This is a genomic window from Porphyrobacter sp. YT40 (genome assembly GCF_006542605.1).
Lineage (GTDB): Bacteria > Pseudomonadota > Alphaproteobacteria > Sphingomonadales > Sphingomonadaceae > Erythrobacter.
On the sequence record NZ_CP041222.1, the window covers coordinates 1,444,009 to 1,464,345 of the forward strand.

The 20,337-nt window shown below is 66.2% G+C and carries 21 protein-coding genes and 1 tRNA gene; 10 read left to right on the plus strand and 12 right to left on the minus strand.

Going from position 1 to position 20,337, the window contains the following annotated elements:
• Positions 1 to 13: 13 nt before the first annotated feature.
• Both E2E27_RS06770 and E2E27_RS06775 read left to right on the plus strand, forming a co-directional pair.
• On the plus strand, positions 14 to 1,030 hold the full coding sequence (locus E2E27_RS06770; protein ID WP_141458248.1) for an aspartate carbamoyltransferase catalytic subunit: 1,017 nt from the start codon (positions 14 to 16) through the stop codon (positions 1,028 to 1,030).
• Entirely contained in the window at positions 1,027 to 2,262 is a 1,236-nt protein-coding gene (locus E2E27_RS06775; protein WP_141458249.1) for a dihydroorotase, read from the plus strand. The genes E2E27_RS06770 and E2E27_RS06775 overlap by 4 nt, the downstream gene beginning before the upstream one ends.
• Positions 2,263 to 2,364: 102 nt before the next feature.
• On the opposite strand, the gene E2E27_RS06780 is transcribed toward E2E27_RS06775, so the two are convergent.
• The 3 genes from E2E27_RS06780 to E2E27_RS06790 are packed head-to-tail and all read right to left on the minus strand — an operon-like array spanning position 2,365 to position 5,324.
• Entirely contained in the window at positions 2,365 to 3,762 is a 1,398-nt protein-coding gene (locus tag E2E27_RS06780; protein ID WP_181443613.1) for a tetratricopeptide repeat protein, read from the minus strand.
• A gap of 58 nt (positions 3,763 to 3,820) precedes the next feature.
• Entirely contained in the window at positions 3,821 to 4,576 is a 756-nt protein-coding gene (locus E2E27_RS06785; RefSeq protein ID WP_141458251.1) for a hypothetical protein, read from the minus strand.
• 25 nt (positions 4,577 to 4,601) lie between these two features.
• Positions 4,602 to 5,324 carry an AAA family ATPase gene (locus tag E2E27_RS06790; RefSeq protein WP_141458252.1) on the minus strand — a complete coding sequence of 241 codons (723 nt, stop codon included), beginning with the start codon at positions 5,322 to 5,324 and terminating at the stop codon, positions 4,602 to 4,604.
• 252 nt (positions 5,325 to 5,576) lie between these two features.
• On the opposite strand from E2E27_RS06790, the gene E2E27_RS06795 reads away from it, so the two are divergent.
• From E2E27_RS06795 to bfr, 4 genes are all read left to right on the plus strand, one after another.
• Positions 5,577 to 6,596 (plus strand): SPOR domain-containing protein, encoded by a 1,020-nt coding sequence (locus tag E2E27_RS06795; protein ID WP_234036223.1) that lies wholly within the window; start codon positions 5,577 to 5,579, stop codon positions 6,594 to 6,596.
• A gap of 98 nt (positions 6,597 to 6,694) precedes the next feature.
• Complete coding sequence (locus tag E2E27_RS06800; protein ID WP_141458253.1) at positions 6,695 to 7,990, plus strand: DUF418 domain-containing protein; 1,296 nt, start codon at positions 6,695 to 6,697, stop codon at positions 7,988 to 7,990.
• A gap of 214 nt (positions 7,991 to 8,204) precedes the next feature.
• Positions 8,205 to 8,405 (plus strand): (2Fe-2S)-binding protein, encoded by a 201-nt coding sequence (locus E2E27_RS06805; protein ID WP_141458254.1) that lies wholly within the window; start codon positions 8,205 to 8,207, stop codon positions 8,403 to 8,405.
• A 136-nt stretch (positions 8,406 to 8,541) separates the two neighbouring features.
• Positions 8,542 to 9,024, plus strand: a complete 483-nt coding sequence (bfr, locus tag E2E27_RS06810; protein WP_141458255.1) for a bacterioferritin — start codon at positions 8,542 to 8,544, stop codon at positions 9,022 to 9,024.
• A gap of 63 nt (positions 9,025 to 9,087) precedes the next feature.
• On the opposite strand, the gene E2E27_RS06815 is transcribed toward bfr, so the two are convergent.
• The 5 genes from E2E27_RS06815 to E2E27_RS06835 all read right to left on the minus strand — a co-directional run bounded on the left by E2E27_RS06815 (position 9,088) and on the right by E2E27_RS06835 (position 12,277).
• Positions 9,088 to 9,573, minus strand: a complete 486-nt coding sequence (locus E2E27_RS06815) for a DUF2721 domain-containing protein (protein WP_141458256.1) — start codon at positions 9,571 to 9,573, stop codon at positions 9,088 to 9,090.
• Positions 9,573 to 10,163, minus strand: coding sequence for a hypothetical protein (locus tag E2E27_RS06820; RefSeq protein ID WP_141458257.1), 591 nt, complete (start codon positions 10,161 to 10,163; stop codon positions 9,573 to 9,575). The genes E2E27_RS06815 and E2E27_RS06820 overlap by 1 nt, the downstream gene beginning before the upstream one ends.
• 8 nt (positions 10,164 to 10,171) lie before the next feature.
• Entirely contained in the window at positions 10,172 to 11,584 is a 1,413-nt protein-coding gene (gene der / locus E2E27_RS06825; protein ID WP_141458258.1) for a ribosome biogenesis GTPase Der, read from the minus strand.
• 64 nt (positions 11,585 to 11,648) lie between these two features.
• A complete protein-coding gene (locus tag E2E27_RS06830; RefSeq protein ID WP_141458259.1) occupies positions 11,649 to 11,963 on the minus strand; it encodes a DUF3297 family protein in 315 nt (104 codons plus the stop codon).
• Between the two features lie 26 nt (positions 11,964 to 11,989).
• On the minus strand, positions 11,990 to 12,277 hold the full coding sequence (locus E2E27_RS06835; RefSeq protein WP_141458260.1) for a hypothetical protein: 288 nt from the start codon (positions 12,275 to 12,277) through the stop codon (positions 11,990 to 11,992).
• Positions 12,278 to 12,501: 224 nt separating this feature from the next.
• On the opposite strand from E2E27_RS06835, the gene E2E27_RS06840 reads away from it, so the two are divergent.
• Positions 12,502 to 12,586, plus strand: a tRNA-Leu gene (locus E2E27_RS06840).
• 63 nt (positions 12,587 to 12,649) lie between these two features.
• Entirely contained in the window at positions 12,650 to 14,269 is a 1,620-nt protein-coding gene (gene tig / locus E2E27_RS06845) for a trigger factor (RefSeq protein ID WP_141458261.1), read from the plus strand.
• 102 nt (positions 14,270 to 14,371) lie between these two features.
• On the opposite strand, the gene E2E27_RS06850 is transcribed toward tig, so the two are convergent.
• The gene (locus tag E2E27_RS06850) at positions 14,372 to 15,910 is read right to left on the minus strand and encodes an amidase (protein WP_141458262.1); all 1,539 of its coding nucleotides are present in this window, start codon (positions 15,908 to 15,910) and stop codon (positions 14,372 to 14,374) included.
• Positions 15,911 to 16,065: 155 nt separating this feature from the next.
• Between E2E27_RS06850 and clpP the strand changes: the two genes are divergently transcribed.
• Together clpP and clpX are read left to right on the plus strand one after the other, a co-directional pair.
• The gene (clpP, locus tag E2E27_RS06855) at positions 16,066 to 16,770 is read left to right on the plus strand and encodes an ATP-dependent Clp endopeptidase proteolytic subunit ClpP (RefSeq protein ID WP_141458263.1); all 705 of its coding nucleotides are present in this window, start codon (positions 16,066 to 16,068) and stop codon (positions 16,768 to 16,770) included.
• A 197-nt stretch (positions 16,771 to 16,967) separates the two neighbouring features.
• Complete coding sequence (gene clpX / locus E2E27_RS06860) at positions 16,968 to 18,233, plus strand: ATP-dependent Clp protease ATP-binding subunit ClpX (RefSeq protein ID WP_141458264.1); 1,266 nt, start codon at positions 16,968 to 16,970, stop codon at positions 18,231 to 18,233.
• Between the two features lie 70 nt (positions 18,234 to 18,303).
• Here the strand turns inward: clpX and E2E27_RS06865 are convergent, their stop codons facing one another.
• The 3 genes from E2E27_RS06865 to E2E27_RS06875 form a co-directional block, all read right to left on the minus strand.
• Entirely contained in the window at positions 18,304 to 18,669 is a 366-nt protein-coding gene (locus tag E2E27_RS06865; RefSeq protein WP_141458265.1) for an endonuclease domain-containing protein, read from the minus strand.
• Between the two features lie 256 nt (positions 18,670 to 18,925).
• On the minus strand, positions 18,926 to 19,480 hold the full coding sequence (locus E2E27_RS06870) for a fasciclin domain-containing protein (RefSeq protein WP_141458266.1): 555 nt from the start codon (positions 19,478 to 19,480) through the stop codon (positions 18,926 to 18,928).
• Between the two features lie 233 nt (positions 19,481 to 19,713).
• Positions 19,714 to 20,271 carry a fasciclin domain-containing protein gene (locus tag E2E27_RS06875; RefSeq protein WP_141458267.1) on the minus strand — a complete coding sequence of 186 codons (558 nt, stop codon included), beginning with the start codon at positions 20,269 to 20,271 and terminating at the stop codon, positions 19,714 to 19,716.
• Positions 20,272 to 20,337 lie beyond the last annotated feature (66 nt).

Sequence of the window (20,337 nt, forward strand, 5' to 3'; positions counted from 1 at the left end):
GCGCATCGCTTTAATGGCCATCACCGATCTTACCGCCCCCGCGGGCCGCTTTCCGCCTGGACGGCTGGCCTTTCCGCACCGCGACCTCACCGGCATCGGCCAGCTCGAGCGGCACGAGATTCTCTATCTGCTCGACCAGGCGGAGCAATGGGTCGCGCTCAATCGCCAGCGGACCAAGCACACCGACTTGCTGGCGGGCCTCACCATCATCAACGCCTTCTTCGAGAACTCCACGCGCACGCTGCTGAGCTTCGAGATCGCGGGCAAGCGGCTGGGGGCAGATGTCGTCAACATGCACGCCGCCACGTCGAGCGTGAAGAAAGGCGAGACGCTGATCGACACCGCGATCACGCTGAATGCGATGCGCGCCGATGCGATCGTGATCCGGCACGGCTCCTCGGGCGCGACCGGGCTGATCGCGGACAAGGTCGATTGCCCGGTTCTGAATGCGGGGGACGGGCAGCACGAACACCCCACCCAGGCGCTGCTCGATGCGCTGACCTTGCGCCATGCGCTCGCCGAGAGGGGCGAGGGGGCGGAGGATTTCACCGGCCTCACCGTCACGATCTGCGGCGATATCCTGCACAGCCGCGTGGCGCGCTCGAACATCCTGTGTCTCACTGCGCTGGGCGCAAGGGTGCGCGTCTGCGCGCCACCCGCGCTGATGCCCGCCGGAGTCGAGGCGATGGGGGTGGAGGTGTTCCACAATTTCGATGCCGCGCTCGCCGGGGCCGAGGTGGTGATGATGCTGCGCCTGCAATCCGAACGGATGAGCGGACAGTTCATCCCGTCCCCGCGCGAATATCGCCATCTCTACGGGCTGACGGCAAAACGGCTGGCGCTCGCCGCGCCCGGCGCCTTGGTGATGCACCCCGGCCCGATGAACCGGGGGGTAGAGATCGACAGCGAGATCGCCGACCTCTCCGAGCGCTCGCTGATCACCCGCCAGGTCGAGATGGGCGTGGCGATCCGCATGGCCTGCCTCGAAATCCTGACGCGCGGCGCGCGCGGGGTGGAGGGCTGGGCATGAAGCAGGCACGGCCGCTCACCATCACCGATGCGCAGCTGGTGACGCCCGAGGGCGTGATCGCGGGCGCATTGCGCTGCGCGGATGGCGTGATCGCGGCGCTGGGGCCTGATGTCATGGCCGAGGAGGGCGACGCACGCGTCTCCGCAGGGGGCAAGCTGGTCGCGCCCGGCCTTGTCGACCTCGGCGTCTTCGCGGTCGACAAGCCGGCGTTTCATTTTGGCGGGATCACCCGTGCAGCGCTGATGCCCGACCAGTCCCCGCCACTCGATCTGCCGAGCCGCGTGGGCTTCATCGCCAAGAGCGGTAAGCCCGATCTGTGGGTCCACCCCCTCGCCGCCGCGACGCGCGGGCTTGAGGGGCGGGAACTGGCCGAACTGGCGCTGATGCGCGATGCGGGGGCGAGGGCGGTCGCCACCGGGCGGCGCTGGATTGCCGACAGCGGCGTCATGCTGCGGCTGCTGCAATATGCCGCGATGCTCGATCTGGTGGTCGTCACCCACGCCGAAGACGGCGGGCTGGTGGGCGAGGCATCGGCGACGGCGGGCGAGATCGCGACGCGGCTGGGCCTGCCTGCCGCACCTGCCGAGGCCGAGGCGCTCGCCATCGCGCGCGACATCGCGCTCGCCGAACTCGCGGGCGCGCGATTGCATATCCGGCAGGTGACGACCGCGCGCGGCTTCGATCTGGTGCGCGAGGCGAAGGCGCGCGGGCTACCCGTGACCTGCGGGATCACGCCTGCGCACTTCATGCTCTCCGACCTCGCCACCGCCGATTTCCGCACCTTCACGCGCCTTTCGCCCCCCTTGCGCTGCGAGGCCGACCGGCAGGCGGCGCTCGCCGCGATTGGCGATGGCACGGTCGATGTGATCGCCAGCGGTCACGATCCGCGCGGGCCCGAGGACAAGCGCCTGCCTTTCGCCGATGCCGCGCCGGGAATGGCGGGGGCCGAGACGCTGCTCGCCATGACGCTGGGGCTGGTGCGCGATGGGGTGATCGACACGCCCCGCGCCTTCGACCTTCTCGCCCGCAATCCGGCCCGGCTGCTGGGCGTAGCGGCGGGCGAGTTGGCAGCGGGGCTGGAGGCCGATATCGCGCTGATCGACCCCGACGCGCCGTGGATCATCGACCGCCGGAAAATGGAGGCGACCGCCGATAACACCCCCTTCGACCGGCAAGGCACGCAGGGCAAGGTGCTGGGGCTGTGGAAGGGCGGGGTGCGGCTCGCGCTCTGAGGGGCGCGGCTGCGAACTAATTCAACGACACAAAAACAACTCCCGGACAGCGCTGGCCATCCGGGAGCGAGGTTTGCTCATGCCCGTGAAGGGCGGAAAGTCTTATCGGCCGCGCGAGGCGACCTGCACGTCGCGCTTGACCGCGCCCGCCGGGGGCGTGGTGGCGGCATAGGCGAAGCAGCCGCGACCGGCCGACTTGACCGTGCCGCACATCGACCGCGCGCTCTTCGGGCCGAAGCCGTCGGCAGCCACGCGCCAGAAGGTGCGCCCGTTCACCACCGCCTGGGTGATCACCGGCTTGTGATCCTTGAGCTGCGGGAACTTGCTCTTGAGCACGGTCCAGCCGCGCTCGGCCTCGACCTTGCTGTCATAGGAGCCGAGCTGGATGAGGTGGGTGCCGGCCGACTTGTCGCTCATGTCGGGCGCAGCCGCAGTGACCATGCGGCGCTGCGAGCTCTTCGGCGATGCCTTGGCCGCGGGCGAAGGCGCGGCGGCGGCAACGCGAGTCGGCGCGCGCGACACGGCGCTGGCGGGCAATTCCTGCACCACCGGGTTCGAAACGTAGCGGATGCCGCCGGTGCTGACCGGGGCAGCGACCGGGGCGCTCGTCTCGGGCGCTTCGAAGGCCTGCGCGAAGGTGGAGGTCGGCGCGCGGACCGGGGCCGGGACGGCAACGGGTGCGGGAGCAGGGGCGGCGGCGAGTTCGACCGGCGCTTCGTCCACCGTGGCTTCGGCAGCGGCCATCATCGTGTCGGCCGCCGGGAAATTGACCAGCGCGAGGTTCTGCGGCTGGCCGCCATCGGCGCGCGCGCGCACGCCCAGCAGGCTGGCGATGCGCTGCTGGTAGAGTTCGGGCGCGGACATCGCAGCCCACGAAGCCATGCGCGCTTCCAGCTGATCGGCTGGCACGTCTTCTGCTGCCATCACCCGCGCCGCGCGCCAGTTGCCCGCCAGCGCGTAGGCATAGGCGAGGTTCTGGCGCAGCTTCGGCGTGACCTGATCGGCACCGCGCACGGCATTGACGAGCACGTGCACGCCGCGCTCCGGTTGACCGGCGAGTGCGAGGGCGAGGCCCATGTCGGCCGGGTCGATCACCTGCGAATTGGCGTCGAGCATGCTCACCGCCGCGCCGCTGTCGCCCAGCGCGATGCTGGCGAGCGCAAAGCTCAGCACGGTGCGCGGATTGCTGTCACCCAGCTCCATCGCATCGTTGAAGCTGGTCGCGGCGGACTGGAACCGGCCCGCTTCGAGATAGGCAGCCCCCAGCAGCGCGCGGTAGCCCGGATTGCGCGGATCGGCAGAAACCGCGGCCTCGGCATGAGCGATCGCCTTGTCGACCTGCCCCTTGGCCAGCGCGTTCTGCGCCTCGGCGAAGGACTTGTCGGCGCGCGGTGCGGCCTCGGCGCTGATGCTGGCCATCGCCAGCCCGGCAATTGCCGTGGTGACGACAAGCGCAAAGCGCGGCGCGAGTTTGCTGCCGGTCTTGATGCTGCGGTCCATGGTCATTTCCCCCGTAGGTCGTGGTGGTTCACGTGGTGGTCGGTTGATCGGTTGCGAATCAGTGGCGTTTCAGATGCTTGGCGATCACGTCGAGATCGTCATATTCGGCGAGCAGGCGGTCGAGCGCCTCGGTCACGAGCGCCTGCGCGCTGACCTGCTGCATGGTCGCTGCAAGGCGCAGCTTCAGGTGACGCTCGGCATCGAGCCGGAGCGTGAAGGCGGCGCGGCGACCCGATTGCGCGGCAGGCTTGCGGGCCGGACGCGGCGCGGGCGCGGGTGCGGGAACGCTGACGGGCACGGCGATCGGAGCCTGCGTGGGGGCGAGCGATGCAAAAGCGGCGTCGCTGACGTCCTCCTCACCCTCGTCTTCGTCCGAATCGAGGTAGCTTTCGCCATAGATCGGGCCGTCGTCGTAATCGTCCGATTCGTAATCTTCGGCTTCGTAGTCTTCGCTCTCGTCGTCCCCGAGCGCGTCATATTCCGAATCGGTGTCTTCCGGGCCGGTCATCGCAGCGTCGGCGAGCACACGCTCTTCGAGGCGGCGTTGCTGGCGGCGAACCACCGGGCTGATACCGGCACCGTGGCCATCGGCGGCGACATCGCCATTGATCGGCACGACCTCGGCGCCATCGGCCAGAGCGGTGTCGTGGTCCGAATCGCCCATGTCGTTCCAGCCGAGATCCTCCAGCGCCTCTTCGGGCACCGCCGCCTGGTCGACGACCAGCGGCGCCACCTGCGGGCGCATCGCGGGCTTCGCGCCGCCCTTGCGGGCGAGCAGCGAAGGGCCGAGCGAGGCGAAGCTGGAATCCGACATGGCCTTGCCTGCCCCCTTTTGCCGCTTACTGCGCCACGCGGCGGCCGAAGCCACCCGCCGGACGCGGCACGCCGCCGAGCTGCTGGCCCATGCCATTGGGGGCCGCGGCAAACACGGTGCGGCGGAAGTTCTTTTCAAGCCGGTCGGCGATGTAGCGCCACAGCGCGGCGATCTCGGCCGCCGAGCGGCTTTCGGGATCGACTTCCATCACCGTGCGCCCGTCGATCATCGAGGCGGCGAAATCGGTGCGGTGGTGAAGCGTGATCGGGGCGACCGTGCCGTGCTGCGACAGCGCGACGGCGGCTTCCGAAGTGATCTTGGCCTTGGGGGTCGCCGCGTTGACGACGAACACCAGCGGCTTGCCCGCACGCTCGCACAGATCGACCGTAGCGCCCACGGCGCGCAGATCGTGCGGGGAAGGGCGGGTCGGCACGACGATCAGCTCCGCGACCGAGATCACCGACTGGATCGCCATGGTGATCGCGGGCGGGGTGTCGATTACCGCCAGCTTGAAGCCCTGCTGCCGCAGAACGGCAAGGTCGTTCGCCAAGCGCGCAACGGTGGTCTGGGCGAAGGCAGGATATTCCGCCTCGCGCTCGTTCCACCAATCGGCCAGCGAGCCTTGCGGGTCGATGTCGATCAGCACGACCGGGCCAGCGCCTGCGCGCTGGGCCTGGACGGCGAGATGTCCGGACAGGGTGGTCTTGCCCGATCCACCTTTCTGCGATGCCAAAGCGAGTACACGCAACGCCTGGGTCCCCCATGGATTGAACCGCTGCGTCGCCGCCCTATTGCAGCGCCTGACAACGGCTGGTCTGCCATGGGGATCGCAGGATACCCCTAATTTAGAGTTAATGACGCGCAGCTTCGTTGAAGACTGTGTTGAGCCGCATCAGGCACTTGGAGCACTCCGGGGGGCGACGGGCCGTGTGGCAACGATTTGCTAACCGTGTTTGCGGTAGGTTTGCGCCTCTCTCCCGCTTTTGACGAGGCACAGGCGATGGCGCGAATCATGGTGACGAACAGAGCGGCTGGCACGGCTGCGGGCGCAGCGGCGGCGTTGCTGGCGCTGCTGGCGGCACCGGCGATGGCCGATGTGAAGGCCGGGGTCGACGCGTGGAGCGCGGGCGATTTCAACCGCGCTGTGGTGGAATGGCAGGGCCCGGCGGCGCAGGGCGATCCCGACGCGCTGTTCAACCTCGCACAGGCCTATCGCCTCGGGCGCGGGGTCGAGCTCGACAATGCCCGGGCGCGCAAGCTCTATGAAGAGGCGGCGAGCCTCGGTCATGTGAAGGCGGCCGACAATTACGGGCTGATGCTGTTTCAGGAAGGCGAGCAGGAACGCGCCATGCCGCTGATCAAGGCCGCCGCCGATCGCGGCGATCCGCGGGCGCAATATGTGCTGGGCCTGTCGCACTTCAACGCCGATTACGCCCCGCGTGACTGGGTGCGCGCCTATGCGCTGATGACGCTGGCGAACAGCGCCGGACTGCCGCAGGCGGGCGATGCACTGGCGCAGATGGACCAATATGTCCCGCAGGCGCAGCGCGCGCAGGCCCAGACTCTCGCGCGCCAGCTGGAAGAGGCCGCCCGCGCCCAGCGCTCGGCCGAGATGGCTTCGGTCGAACTGGCGATGCGTCCTGCCGCTCCCACCTCCAATCCCACTCCTGCTCCGGTGCCCGTTGTCACCACTGCGCCCAAACCGGCCGTGCCGACGACGGTTGCGGCAGCTCCGGCTCCGCGGCCCGCGACGGTTGTCCCCGTGCCCGCCGCCCAGCGCCCGCAGCAGGGGCGCTGGCGCGTGCAGCTGGGCGCTTTCGGAGTGGCTTCCAATGCCGACAAGCTGTGGAGCCAGCTCGGCAGTCACGCCGCGCTGTCGGGCACCCGCAAGGCGCTGGTGCCGACCGGCAAGCTCACCCGCCTGATGGCGACCGGCTTTGCCAGCGAGGCCGAAGCCACCCGCGCCTGCTCCGCGCTCAAGCGTGACGGCAAGGCCTGCGTGGTCGCCGGGCAAGGCTAGCCAGACGGAGGCCCGACCGGAATCGACCGGCGGGCCTTCCCAAGCGCGCGCGAATCGTTACTCTCCCCGGTCAATATCAGGCCGGGGGATCAGCCATCATGACCGCAACGCTTTCGCCGCAAGCCGCCGAGGACGTGTTCGGCGACACGCCGCAAACCATCGCGCCGGTCGCGGCAGCGCAGCGGATCGACACGCTCGATTTCATTCGCGGCCTCGCGGTGATGGGCATCCTCGCCGCCAATATCGTCGCCTTCGGGCAGCCGATGGACGCCTACATGTATCCGGCCGCCTTCCAGACCGATCCGGGCGATCCCGGCGGCTGGATGTGGATTGCGCAGTTCATCCTGATCGACGGCAAGATGCGCGGGCTCTTCACCCTGCTGTTCGGCGCGGGGATGTATCTCTTCATGGAGAAGGCCTGGGCGCGCGGCGCGACCCGGCGGCTGCAAGCATGGCGGCTGACGATCCTGATGCTGTTCGGGATGGTGCATTTCTTCTTCATCTGGACCGGCGACATCCTGTTCTACTACGCGCTGTTCGGCTTCGTCGCGCTCGCCTGCCTCAGGTGGAGCATCAAGGCGCAGCTGTGGGTGGGGCTCGCGGGCTATATGCTGGGCGTGCTGTTTTACACCGGGCTGCTGCTGCCCTGGCTGATCGTCGACACGCCGTTCGGCGAGAGCGCGCCCGAATTGCTGGAACAGCGCGCCGGAATGGTCGCCGAAATCGAGAACACGCTCGCGCGAAGCGAAGTGCCCAATGCCGCGATCGCCTCGGGCGACTACGCCACGCTGGTCACGCACCGGATCACCGAACAGTGGAACGAGCCGCTGATGAACGCCTTCCTGTTCGGCTTCGAGACCCTGCCGCTGATGCTGATCGGGGTGGCGCTCTACCGGATGGGGTTCTTCAACGGCGGAGTCGAGCGGGGCAAGCTGCTGCGTTGGGGCTGGATCGGACTGATCGCGGGCGGGCTGGCGCATCTGGGGATCGGGCTGATCGTACAGGCGAGCGGGTTCAGCTATTACGGCACGCTCGCCGGATTCGTCGGGATGAGCCCGCTGCCGCGGCTGTGGATGGTGCTCGGCCTCGCCGCGCTGCTGGTCGCCTGGGCGCCGTCCGCGACCGGCTGGCTGGGCGAGCGGGTGCGGGCAGCGGGGCGTGCGGCCTTCACCAATTACCTCGGCACCTCGGTGGTTATGATGCTGGTCTTCCACGGCTGGGCGCTCGGCCTGTTCGGCCAGCTGAACCGCCCGCAGCTCTACATCGTGGTGGCGCTGGCGTGGGTGCTTATGCTGGCATGGAGCAAGGCGTGGCTCGACCGCTATCGCTACGGCCCGCTCGAATGGCTGTGGCGGTGCCTGACCTATCGGACGGTGTTTCCGCTGAAGAGGTAACGGCACGCGCTAGCCGTGCGCTTGAGCGCTGGTTCGGCCCGCCAACGGACGGGCCGCAAGCGCGACCGCGCGCCGCGCTTTGTGGCGCGAAAGCCGAGGCGGACGGATGTTTGCCGCCCGGCGCTTGAGGGCAAAACAAAAAACCACTTGTTATTGAGAGTAGTTCGCATATTCTGGCTCCTGCAAACGCTTCGCAGGAAAGATTCGCGCGCTCATGTACATCTGCATCTGCAATGCCATCCGTGAGAATGATTTGCGCAAGGCTGCGCTGACTTGCGAAGGGGACGCAGAGGCGACCTATGCCTGCCTCGGCAAGCGGCCCAATTGCGGCCAGTGCCTTGATGAAGCGCAGGAAATCATCGATGCCGAGCGTGCCGCCGCGCGTTGCGATTTCCTCGCAGTAGAACCCGCCTGACCCGCGATTGCGAATGCCTCGCAAGCGACTGATTCGCAAAGATATTCATCGCCCGCCCCTTGCGAACAAACCCCGGCAGCGTGTAGATTGCACGCAACGCCGCAACCGGCTTTGACATTTCGCAAAGGACATCCCGATGAAGGGCGACCCCAAGATCATCGACTATCTCAACCAGTGTCTCACCAACGAGCTGACCGCGATCAACCAGTACTGGCTGCATTACCGCGTGCTCGATCACTGGGGCATCACCAAGCTGGCCGAGTACGAGCGGCACGAATCGATCGAGGAAATGGAGCACGCCGACAAGCTGGCCGAGCGCATCCTGTTCCTCGACGGGCTCCCCAACTTCCAGGCGATCCACAAGCTGAAGGTCGGCGAGACGGTCGAGGAAATCCTCAAGGCTGACCTCGCGCTCGAGGAAGAGGCGATTCCGCTGCTGCGCGACGCGATCGAATATGCCGAAAGCGTGCGCGATTATGTCAGCCGCGACCTGTTCGACTACATCCTCAAGAACGAGGAAGAGCACGTCGACTTCCTCGAAACCCAGTTCGAGATGATCGAGCGCATGGGCCTGCACAACTACTGCCAACTGCAGAGCAAGCCGGCGGGCGAGAAGTAAGCGGCTGGCCGCAAGGCTGAATGAAAAGGGGGGCGGGGCCGGGCAACGGCTTCCGCCCCTTTGTCATTCCTTGGGCGGCTGCGCCCCGATTGCCGCCAGCCGGGTCTCGAACAGGAAGAACCCCAGCCCGGTCACCAGCAGCGCCATCGTGAGCACCCACAGGGCCGCGATCAGGGTGCCGATCTGGGCGGTGATATAGGCCGAAACGAACAGCAGCATGATCACCGCGCTGATCATCACCGCCGCGGCGGTCGAGAACATGATCGCGCCCTGCATCAGCCGCCGCCGCCGCATCAGCCACCCGAACTCGCGCACCTGACGCGGCGTGCGGTGTTCCTCCATCTTGTCCTCGATGGTCTCGATCCGCTTGGCGATCCAGATCATGCGGCTCATGATCACATTCATCACCGCGCCGATCCCGCTGAGCAGAAACGCGGGGGCGAGCGAAAGCTGCACCACCTGCTGCACGCGCGGGGTGGAGGCGGTGCGCTCTAGGATTTCGAGCGCGAAGGGCGTGTCGGCGGCGGCGGAGAGAAGATCGATAAGCATCAGTTCTCCGTAGCGAAGGCGAGACGGGAAACCCAGCCCGACGCGTGCGCTGCGGCGACCGGCTCCCACGCCATGCGGGTAAAGCTGATCCGGAACGCACGCCCATCTGCCGTCAGGGCGTGGACCAGATCGTGTTCGGTGTCGTCCTCGGGCACGAAAATCTTGGCGAGAGTTCCTGCCGCTACGCCCTTGGGCGCGATCTCCGCGGGCACCGGAATGACGCCTGCGACCTCGACCTGTCTGCCGGGCAAGCGATCATCGCTCGGGTAGGCGAGATAATTGACCAGAAACAGCGCCGTGTCGGTGGTGATCGGGCGCGTCCAGCTGACCCTCACCGCCTCGCCCGAATCAGCCACGGCAAAGGTCGCGGCGTCAAGATCGTAGAGCCTGGCAAAATCGGCGAGCATGGCGTTGGCCTGAGCCATCTTCAATCCGCTGACGATGATCCTGCCCTTGCGAATGAGAGGACTGGGCGCAGGCGTGAACGCAGCCTTGCGCCGCCGGGAACCCGGACCGTAACGCAGCTTGAGCAAGACCATGGTGACGACGATTGCAAAGCAGGCGGCGGCAAACAGGTCGCGGCTTTCCATGCCTGCGCTCAGTCCTTGGCGTACGGGTTCTTGTTGGTCTTGAGCGTCACGCGTACCGGCACCGCGTCGAAGCCCAGCTTGGCGCGGATGCCATTGACGAGATAGCGCTCGTAACTCTTGGGCAGCAGGTCGAGCCGCGAGCCGAAGATCACGAAGCGCGGCGGGCGTGTGCCGGCCTGGGTGATGTAGCGCAGCTTGATCCGCTTGCCACCGGGCGCGGGCGGGGGGTTGGCCTCCATCGCGTCGTCGAACCAGCGGTTGAGCGCCGAGGTCGGCACCCGCTTCGACCACGCTTCGCGCAGTTCGAAGGCCGCGCCGAGCATCTGGTCGAGACCCTTGCCGGTTCTGGCGCTGACGGCGAACAGCGGCAGCCCGCGCACCTGCGCCAGCCCGTCGTCCAATGCCGCGCGGATGCCGTTGAACAGCTTGCTCGCGTCCTCTGCCACGTCCCACTTGTTGATCGCAATCATCAACGCACGCCCCTCTTCGAGGACGAGGCTGGCGATCTTCAAGTCCTGATGTTCGAGACCTTGGGTGGCATCGAGCAGCAGCACCACCACCTCGGCAAAATCCACCGCCCGCCGCGCATCGGCGACCGAGAGCTTTTCGAGCTTTTCGGTGACGTTCTTCTTCTTGCGCATCCCCGCCGTGTCGATGAGGCGGATTTCGCGGGTCTCGCCCGATTTGGGGTCGGTCCATTCCCAGTCGATCGCGATCGAATCGCGGGTGATCCCGGCCTCGGGGCCGGTCAGCAGCCGGTCTTCGCCGAGCAGGCGGTTGATCAGCGTCGACTTGCCCGCATTGGGCCGCCCGACGATGGCGAGCTTCAGCGGGCCGGAGGGGCGATCTTCCTCGTCCATCGCGGCATATTCTGCGCGCTCGACGTCGTTCGCCTCTTCCCATTCTTCGGCCTTGGCGCCGATGATCGGCCAAAGCCCGCCGAACAGGTCGGCAATGCCCTCGCCATGTTCCGCCGACATCGCGAGCGGCTCGCCAAGGCCCAGTGCATAGGCTTCCATCGCGCCGCTTTCGCCCGCCTTGCCCTCGGCCTTGTTGGCGACGACGACCACGGGCACTTCCTGTTCGCGCAGGTAGCGGGCGATTTCCTCATCCAGCGGCGTGAGCCCGGCGCGCGCGTCGATCACGAACACGGCCGCGTCCGCACCCGCGAGGCTCGCCTCGGTCTGCTTGCGCATTCGGCCGGGGAGGCTGAGTTCGTCCTCGTCCTCCCACCCGGCGGTATCGACGATGGTGAAGTGCAGTCCCGCGATCACCGCATCACCCATGCGCCGGTCGCGCGTCACCCCCGGCTGATCATCGACCAGCGCGAGCTTCTTGCCCACCAGCCGGTTGAACAGCGTGGACTTGCCAACATTGGGGCGGCCGATGATGACGACTTCGGGCTTCTTGGGGAGGGGCATAACCGCCGCCAAGTGGGCGCAAATCGCGGTTTTGGCAAGCGAGGAGGGCCAACCCTCCTCGGTGTCAGCCCTTTTTGGCGACCGGCGGGTTCTCGCCCAAGTCTTCGTACCAGGCTTCGACCGGGCCGGTCAGCTTGATCGTCAGCGGCTGGCCCTTGCGGTCCACGCTCTTGCCCGCCTGCACCCGCACCCAGCCTTCGGAAATCGAATATTCCTCGATATCCGTCCGCACGCGGTCCTTGAAGCGGATGCCGACCCCGCGCTGCAGCTTCTCGCCATCGAAGAAGGGGCTGCGCGGATTGACCGACAGGTGATCGGGCGGAACGTCTGCGCCAGCGGTGATGGGCGCGGTTTCGGGCGAGGAATCTTTATCGGTCATGATCGCGCCCGATAGGCAAGCCCGGGCTAAGGGGCAACATACTTTGTCGCGGTGCGGGCATCATCGCGTTCCTCGATCTGTGCATCGAGCGTTTGCGTGTAGAGCGGCAGGTGTCCCCCGCACTCGATCTCGCCAAGTGGCCCCGCGCACATCGAACCCGGACGGTCCTCCCCCACAAGTCTGCACAATGCGCATTGCCGCGCCGCGCCGTATCGTTCGGCAAAGCGAGCGCTGATGATCGTGCGCGCCGCAAGTTCGGGCGGGGCCGGCTCTGCCGGTTTCGCATAGGTCGAAGGTGGTTTGAACGAAGCCATGGTCGGTTCCCCCTTTGATGCCGCGAGAACCGCAAGACGCGCGAAATGGTCCACAAAATGACGCGAAGGAAACTACTTAGACGATTCTACGTGGGTCCTGCGAATGTGCTGCTTTGGGCGGCATTGCGGTCTGTGCTTGCCCTTTTGGCTTGCGGCGGATAAGGGCGGCGGCTGATACGCGCGGGGTGCCTTCACCGGTTCCCCGCGCGGCTTCGTTCGGGCATGCGGGCGTGGCGAAATTGGTAGACGCGCCAGATTTAGGTTCTGGTATCGCAAGATGTGGGGGTTCGAGTCCCTTCGCCCGCACCAAATTTCGCCCCGGACCAGCCCGTACCCTCGGATTTTTTGCAAGAAGGCTTCAGACCAGTCACCATGCAGACCAAGCAGACCGTCAACGAAGGGCTCAAGCGCGCCTACACCATCACGATCCCGGCCGCCGAGCTTTCGGCGAAGATCGATGCCGAGATCAAGAAGGTCGCTCCGCAGGTGCGGATGCCCGGCTTCCGTCCGGGCAAGGTGCCCGCCAACCTCGTCAAGAAAATGCACGGCGAGGCCCTGCACGGTCAGGTGGTCAACGACGCAATCCGCGAATCGGTCGACAAGCTGATGCGCGACGAAGCGCTGCGCCCGGCGATGCAGCCCGAAATCGGCCTGAAGGACGATTACGAGCAGGGCAAGGACGCCGAAATCATCGTCAGCCTCGAAGTGCTGCCCACCATCGACGCGCCGAGCATCGATGGGCTGAAGCTCGAAAAGCTGGTCGTGCCCGTCACCGACGCGCAGGTCGACGAAGCGCTGGGCAACATCGCTGGCCAGAACAAGAGCTACAAGGACGCCGCCAAGACCAAGAAGGCGGCGGACGGCGACCAGCTGATCATCGACTTCGTCGGCAAGCTCGACGGCGTGGAGTTTGAAGGCGGCAAGGCCGAGGATGCGGCGCTAGTGCTGGGTTCGGGCACCTTCATCCCCGGTTTCGAAGAAAGCCTCGTGGGCGTGAAGACCGGTCAGGAAAAGACCATCACCGTCACCTTCCCGGCCGATTATCAGGCCGAACATCTGGCGGGCAAGGAAGCCACCTTCGATGTCACCGTCAAGGCGGTGAAGGTCGAGACCGAAACCACGCTCGACGACGATTTCGCCAAGAGCCTCGGGCTCGACAGCATGGACAAGCTGCGCGAGATCATGAAGGCGCAGCTCGAACAGCAGACCGCCGGCCTCACCCGCACGCAGATGAAGCGCGCGCTGCTCGATCAGCTTGCCGCAGGTCACAGCTTTGAAGTCCCCGGCACGATGGTCGAGGCTGAATTCCAGCAGATCTGGGCGCAGCTCCAGCAGGAAGCCGCCAATGACGAGAACCCGGCCGATGCGCTGAAGCAGATCGAGGACGAGAAAGACGAATATCGTTCGATCGCCGAACGCCGCGTGCGTCTGGGCCTGCTGCTCTCGGAAATCGGCCAGGCCAACGGCGTGGAAGTGACCCAGCAGGAAATGGGCATGCTGATCCAGCAGGCCGCGATGCAGTACCGCGCCGAGGATCGCGAGCGTTTCGTGCAGTACATCCAGTCCGAGCCGATGGCCGCCGCCCAGCTGCGCGCGCCGCTCTATGAAGACAAGGTCGTCGACTTCCTGTTCGACAAGGCCGAAGTCACCGAGCGCGAAGTAACCGTCGAGGAACTTCAGGCCGCGATCGAGGCGGAAGAGACCGCCGAAGCCGCTCCGGCCCCGAAGAAGGCTCCGGCCAAGAAGAAGGCCCCGGCCAAGAAGACGGAAGCCAAGACCGAGGACGCTCCGGCAGCCGAGGAAAAGCCCGCTGCCAAGAAGGCCCCGGCCAAGAAGGCTGCCGCCAAGGCGGATGAGGCCAAGGAAAAGGCCAAGCCTGCCGCCAAGAAGGCACCGGCGAAGAAGGCCGCCGCCAGCAAGGCCGAGCCTGCTGCCGAGGAAAAGCCTGCCGCGAAGAAGGCCCCGGCCAAGAAGGCGGCTGCGAAGAAGTAAGTCTGCGCGAGCCCCCGCGCAGGCGGGGGCCTCATGCTGGAGGGCGCCTTGCTTCGGGAGACCCCCGCCTTCGCGGGGGCGCACCAAGACAAGGCGGGGGGCTTACTCCCCCGCCGGACGCCAGGGACGGAATCGGGGCGCGGGCAGCACGGCTGTCCGCGCCTTTTCGTAGGCCGCACCGGCCTTCAGCACGGCGTGGTCCTGCCACTGGCCGCCCATGATGCTGAACCCCACCGGCAGGCCTTCGACCGCGCCCATCGGCACGGTGATGTGCGGATAGCCCGCGATCGCCGCCAGATAGCCCGCACCGATTCGGCCCGCGAAATTGTCGCCATTGACGAGGTCCGTGGTCCACGCCGGGCCGGTGGTGGGCGCGACGAGGAAAGCGACTTTGTTGTCGGCCAGCAGTTTGTCGATCCCCTCGGCCCGCGTCAGACGGCGCAGGGTGGCGAGGTTCTTTTGGTAAGCCTCGGCATCGGTGGTCTCCAGAGCCTGTTCGAACAGCTCCTGCCCGAACCAGCGCAATTCCTCGCGCGCGTTGGCGCTGTTGAAGGCGACCACTTCGGCAAGGCTGCGCGGCCCGGTGCTGACCGGGCGGCCTGCGAGATACTTGTCCATCTCCACCCGCAGTTCGTAGAGCAGCACGGGGAGCGAGGCCTGCCACATCTCGCCCGGCGGGGCATATTCGACGTCCACCAGCACCGCGCCCGCGCGGGTCAGATCGGCCAGCGCCGCCTCGAACAGCGCCTTCACGTCCGCGCGGCTACCGACCGCAGACCGCAGCACACCGATTCGCACGCCCTGCAATGAGGCGGTGTCGAGCCCCTCGGTATAGTCCTTGACCCGCTTGGCCTCCCGCGTGACCGGATCGGCGGCGTCCTCTCCGGCGATCGCGGTAAGCAGCAGTGCGGCGTCATAGACCGTTTTTGCCATCGGCCCCGCGGTGTCCTGCGTGGAGGAGATCGGCACCACATGGGTGCGGCTGACGATCCCGACACTGGGCTTGAACCCGACGAGGCCGTTGATCGCTGCGGGGCAGGTGATCGACCCGTTGGTCTCGGTCCCGATCGCGGCCCAGGCGAAGCCCGCCGCAATCGCCGCCCCGCTGCCGCTCGACGAGCCGCAGGAATTGCGGTCGATCGCGTATGGATTGCGCGTCAGCCCGCCCACCGCGCTCCACCCGCTGGTCGAATTGTCGGAGCGGATGTTGGCCCATTCGGAAAGATTGGTCTTGCCCAGCACCACGCCGCCATTCTTGCGCATCAGCGCGATCAGCGGCGCATCGCGGCCCGTGGCGTTGTCCTTCAGCGCAAGGCTGCCCGCGGTGGTGGGCCATTCGGCGGTCTCGACATTGTCCTTCACCAGCACCGTGCGCCCGCGCAGCATACCCGTGCCGAGCAACTGCCGCGCCTTCACCGGGGCGGCGGGGTCGTAATCGATCACCGCATTGAGGCGTGGGCCATTGTCGTCCAAGGCCTGAATGCGCAGGATGTATTCGTCCGCTGCCAGCAACTCGGCCATCGCCGCGCGGTCGGCGGGGGCGGACTCGGCCTCCGGAGCGGCATTCTGGGAAAGGGCGGGGACGGCGCAGGTCGCAAGCAGCAGGCCGAGCGCGGGGCGGGCGAAGGAGCGATGGTTCATGCGCACCGGTTTGCGCGCGCTTCGGCCAAGGCTCAAGAGGCAAAACGCAGGGGACAGGTTCCGGCCAATTCACAGGGACAAGGTAAACGCCCTTGAAATTGCCCCACGCCTGACGACATAGCCAGACAGAAACAAGCAAAGGACTAGGGCACCACATGATCGATCTGTTCGGCAACGCAGGCGAAACCTACGGCACGCAGGGGCAATTCACCCGCGATCCGGTCACCGGCGCGCTGGTGCCCGTGGTGGTCGAGCAGACGAGCCGGGGCGAACGCAGCTTCGACATCTTCAGCCGCCTGCTGCGCGAACGCATCGTCTTCGTCACCGGTCAGGTGGAAGACGGCATGGCGAGCCTGATCGTCGCCCAGTTGCTGTTCCTCGAAAGCGAGAATCCCTCGAAGCCGATCAGCATGTACATCAACTCGCCCGGCGGGGTGGTGACGGCGGGCCTGTCGATCTTCGACACCATGCAATACATCAAGCCGCGCGTGTCGACCGTGTGCATCGGGCAGGCTGCCAGCATGGGCAGCTTCCTGCTGGCGGCGGGCGAGCCGGGGATGCGGATTGCGCTCCCCAATGCGCGGATCATGGTGCACCAGCCTTCGGGCGGCGCGCGCGGGATGGCCTCGGACATCGAGATTCAGGCGCGCGAGATCCTGCGCATCCGCAGCCGCATGAACGATCTCTACGTCAAGTTCACCGGCCGCAGCCTCGAGGAAATCGAAAAGGCGATGGACCGCGACACCTTCCTCGAAGCCGAGGAAGCCAAGGAATTTGGCCTCGTCGACAAGGTCTTCGAAACCCGGCCCGATTCCGAGGAAACCGGAGTCGAGGATGGCTCGGGCGGCGCGCCGGAGTAAGGTGCGCAGGCCCTCATGCACCGTGGCGGGACAGGCGGCATCGCTGCCTGTCTTTTCCGCCACTTCGCCCCTCGCGGCGGCATGGTAACATCACCAAATCGCGCGCCATGTGTTGATTCATCTGGCACGCGCGATACACTTGACGAATCCGCCCGGGGTGTTCCGGCGCTCTCATTTGCGGATTCGAGGACACAGGAATGACCAAATTGAGCGGATCCGACAGCAAGAGCACCCTCTATTGCAGCTTCTGCGGGAAGTCGCAGCACGAGGTGCGCAAGCTTATCGCCGGCCCCACGGTGTTCATCTGCGATGAATGCGTCGAGCTGTGCAACGACATCATCCGCGAGGAAACCAAGGCAGGGATCGCCGGCAAGAAGGACGGCGAGATTCCCACGCCGATGGACATCTTCACCACCCTGAACGATTACGTGATCGGGCAGGACCGGGCGAAGCGCGTGCTCTCGGTCGCGGTGCACAACCATTACAAGCGGTTGAAGCATTCCGGCAAGGCGGGCGATGTCGAGCTGGCCAAGTCCAACATTCTGCTGGTCGGCCCCACGGGTTCGGGCAAGACGCTGCTGGCGCAGACGCTGGCGCGCACCTTCGATGTGCCCTTCACCATGGCCGATGCCACCACGCTGACCGAAGCGGGCTACGTGGGCGAGGATGTCGAGAACATCATCCTCAAGCTGCTCCAGGCCTCGGACTACAATGTCGAGAAGGCGCAGCACGGGATCGTCTATATCGACGAGATCGACAAGATTACCCGCAAGGCCGAAAACCCCTCGATCACCCGCGACGTTTCGGGAGAGGGCGTGCAGCAGGCGCTCCTGAAGCTGATGGAAGGCACCACTGCCAGCGTTCCGCCGCAGGGCGGGCGCAAGCATCCGCAGCAGGAATTCCTGCAGGTCGACACGACCAACATCCTGTTCATCTGCGGCGGCGCCTTTGCGGGCCTCGACAAGATCATTGCCGACCGCTTGCAGAAGCGCTCGATCGGCTTCGGCGCGCATGTCGCCGATCCCGACAAGCGCCGCGTGGGCGAGTTGCTCGAAAAGTCCGAGCCCGAGGATCTCCTCAAGTTCGGCCTGATCCCCGAATTCGTCGGCCGTCTGCCGGTGATCGCCACGCTGCACGATCTCGACGTGCCCGCGCTGGTGACGATCCTCAACGAGCCCAAGAACGCGCTTGTGAAGCAGTATCGCAAGCTGTTCGAGCTGGAAGACGTGGAGCTCACCTTCACCGACGACGCGCTGCAAGCGATTGCCGAGCGCGCGATCAAGCGCAAGACCGGCGCGCGCGGGCTGCGCTCGATCGTCGAAGGCCTGCTGCTCGACACGATGTTCGACCTGCCCGACATGGAAGGTGTGACCGAGATCGTGATCGACGCCGATGTGGTCGCGGGCAAGAAGGAGCCGATCCGCGTGATCGGCCTGGAAAAGAAGAAGGAAGAGGCGGCCTAGGGCCTGTTAGTCCCTCCCCGTTGCGCAGCAATGGGGAGGTGGCACCGCGAAGCGGTGACGGAGGGGGCCTTCAAACCGACCCGTCAATAATCCCCCGGCACATCCGCACCATGCCGTCCGCCACGCGTACCGGGTCCGCCAGCACCTCGCACGCCGAGATGCGCACCACCCTGATGCCCTGACCCGCCACAAAGGCATCGCGCGCTTCGTCCTTTGTTGGGCGGTCCCCCATGTCATGTGCGATCCCGTCGATCTCGAAGCTGCACTTTGCGGCGGCGCAGTAGAAGTCGAGCACATAACGGCCGAGCGGGTGCTGGCGGCGGAATTTCACTCCGTCGGCCTTGCAGCGCAGCTCTCGCCATAGCAGGCCCTCGGGCAGGCTCGGCATTCGCCGCTGTGCCCGCGCAAGGGGGTAGTTGTGGTCGGACTTGCGCATTGACCCCTCCGTCGCGCGCCTTCGGCGCGCGCCACCTCCCCATCCCTGCGGGACGGGGAGAGACTTCAAGTGCCTCCCCGTTGCGTAGCAATGGGGAGGGGGACCGCCCGCGCAGCGGGTGGTGGAGGGGTTTATCCCATGTCTTTCAAACAAATAAAACCCCGCCCGGCCTTGCAAGAAGGCCGGACGGGGCCGGAGAAGCGTCGTCCCGCAAAGGGGATGGAGAAGCAGGGACGACGCCAGCTTGTCAGCGAAATTACGCGGGCAGGAACACCCCGTCGGTCACGTGCACGACGCCATTCGAGGTCATGACATCGGCCTGCGTCACGGCGGTCGCGCCGCCCTTGGCATCGGTGATGACGATGGTCTCGCCCGAGAGGCGCGCGGTGAGCTTTTCGCCTGCGACGGTCGTGATCGTGGCCTTGCCGCCGTGCTTGTTGATCAGCGCGGTGAGATCGGCGGCGGTCACCTTGCCCGGGACTGCATGGTAGGTGAGGATCTTGGTCAGGGTGCCCTTGTTCTCGGGCTTCACCAGCGTGGCCACCGTGCCGGCGGGCAGCTTGGCGAAGGCGGTGTCGGTGGGGGCGAAGACGGTGAAGGGGCCGGGGCTCGACAGCGTATCGACCAGACCGGCGGCCTTGACCGCAGCGACCAGCGTGTTGTGAACACCGGTGCTCATCGCGACTTCGACGATGTTGGGCGAAGCGGCGGCAGCGGCCTTGTGCGAGTGCGCGCTGACGGGGATCGCGGCAATTCCGGTGGTGACGGCGAGTGCGGCGGCGACAGCGGTAAGCGTGGTCTTGAGGGTCATGGCAGGTAGCTCCTTTTGATGGTTGTCAGAACTGCAAGCCCTCCCGCTTGCCGCCGAGTTACGCCCAGCCGGCACACAAGGATGCAAAAATAAATATCTGAAATAAAATAACGAATTGGCTCATGCAAAAAACCCCGACCGACCAAAGATGAGGTCGGACGGGGTTGGAAAAAGCGCTGCCCCTCGGGTGGAGGGGGAAGGGGCGAGGGGCAGCGCGAACCCGGTGACCCGGATCAGGCGGGCATGAACACACCGTCGGTGACGTGGATCACGCCGTTCGAAGTCATCACGTCAGCCTTGGTCACGGTCGCCTTGCCGCCCTTGGCATCCATGATCACGACGTTGCCGTCTTCGACCATCGCGGTCAGCGTGCCGCCCTGAACCGTGGTGAGGGTGGCCTTGCCGCCGTTATCCTCGATCATCTTGGTGAGGCTGTCGGCGGTCACCTTGCCGGTCACGGCGTGATAGGTGAGGACGCTGGTCAGCTTTTCCTTGTTCTCCGGCTGGGCAAGCGACTGGAGCGTGCCTTCCGGCAGTTCGAGGAACGCCGCGTCGGTCGGCGCGAAGACGGTGAAGGGGCCCGGCGCGGTCAGCGTTTCGGCAAGACCGGCGGCCTTCACGGCGCTGACGAGCGTGTTGTGCATACCGGTGCTTTCGGCGGTGGCGACGATGTTGGCCTCGGCCTCGGCCTTGGCTTCCATGTGATTGTCGGCCAGCGCAGGCACGGCGACAAAGCCGGTGGTGGCGAGCGCAGCGGCGACAACGGCGGTCAAGGTATTCTTGCGGGTCATTGATCTTTCTCCGTTATTTGCAGGCGCCGCAGGGGGACGCAGCACCTGTCTGCATAGATAACTACG

Coding starts and splice junctions, on each gene's coding strand:
- E2E27_RS06770 (WP_141458248.1), top strand. CDS start 14: ATGGCCATCACCGATCTTACCGCCCCCGCGGGCCGCTTTCCGCCTGGA.
- E2E27_RS06870 (WP_141458266.1), bottom strand. CDS start 19,480: ATGACCCTCAAGACCACGCTTACCGCTGTCGCCGCCGCACTCGCCGTC.
- tig (WP_141458261.1), top strand. CDS start 12,650: ATGCAGACCAAGCAGACCGTCAACGAAGGGCTCAAGCGCGCCTACACC.
- E2E27_RS06850 (WP_141458262.1), bottom strand. CDS start 15,910: ATGAACCATCGCTCCTTCGCCCGCCCCGCGCTCGGCCTGCTGCTTGCG.
- E2E27_RS06865 (WP_141458265.1), bottom strand. CDS start 18,669: ATGCGCAAGTCCGACCACAACTACCCCCTTGCGCGGGCACAGCGGCGA.
- clpP (WP_141458263.1), top strand. CDS start 16,066: ATGATCGATCTGTTCGGCAACGCAGGCGAAACCTACGGCACGCAGGGG.
- E2E27_RS06780 (WP_181443613.1), bottom strand. CDS start 3,762: ATGGACCGCAGCATCAAGACCGGCAGCAAACTCGCGCCGCGCTTTGCG.
- E2E27_RS06785 (WP_141458251.1), bottom strand. CDS start 4,576: ATGTCGGATTCCAGCTTCGCCTCGCTCGGCCCTTCGCTGCTCGCCCGC.
- E2E27_RS06820 (WP_141458257.1), bottom strand. CDS start 10,163: ATGGAAAGCCGCGACCTGTTTGCCGCCGCCTGCTTTGCAATCGTCGTC.
- E2E27_RS06795 (WP_234036223.1), top strand. CDS start 5,577: ATGGCGCGAATCATGGTGACGAACAGAGCGGCTGGCACGGCTGCGGGC.
- E2E27_RS06835 (WP_141458260.1), bottom strand. CDS start 12,277: ATGGCTTCGTTCAAACCACCTTCGACCTATGCGAAACCGGCAGAGCCG.
- E2E27_RS06775 (WP_141458249.1), top strand. CDS start 1,027: ATGAAGCAGGCACGGCCGCTCACCATCACCGATGCGCAGCTGGTGACG.
- E2E27_RS06805 (WP_141458254.1), top strand. CDS start 8,205: ATGTACATCTGCATCTGCAATGCCATCCGTGAGAATGATTTGCGCAAG.
- E2E27_RS06830 (WP_141458259.1), bottom strand. CDS start 11,963: ATGACCGATAAAGATTCCTCGCCCGAAACCGCGCCCATCACCGCTGGC.
- E2E27_RS06815 (WP_141458256.1), bottom strand. CDS start 9,573: ATGCTTATCGATCTTCTCTCCGCCGCCGCCGACACGCCCTTCGCGCTC.
- bfr (WP_141458255.1), top strand. CDS start 8,542: ATGAAGGGCGACCCCAAGATCATCGACTATCTCAACCAGTGTCTCACC.
- der (WP_141458258.1), bottom strand. CDS start 11,584: ATGCCCCTCCCCAAGAAGCCCGAAGTCGTCATCATCGGCCGCCCCAAT.
- E2E27_RS06800 (WP_141458253.1), top strand. CDS start 6,695: ATGACCGCAACGCTTTCGCCGCAAGCCGCCGAGGACGTGTTCGGCGAC.
- clpX (WP_141458264.1), top strand. CDS start 16,968: ATGACCAAATTGAGCGGATCCGACAGCAAGAGCACCCTCTATTGCAGC.
- E2E27_RS06875 (WP_141458267.1), bottom strand. CDS start 20,271: ATGACCCGCAAGAATACCTTGACCGCCGTTGTCGCCGCTGCGCTCGCC.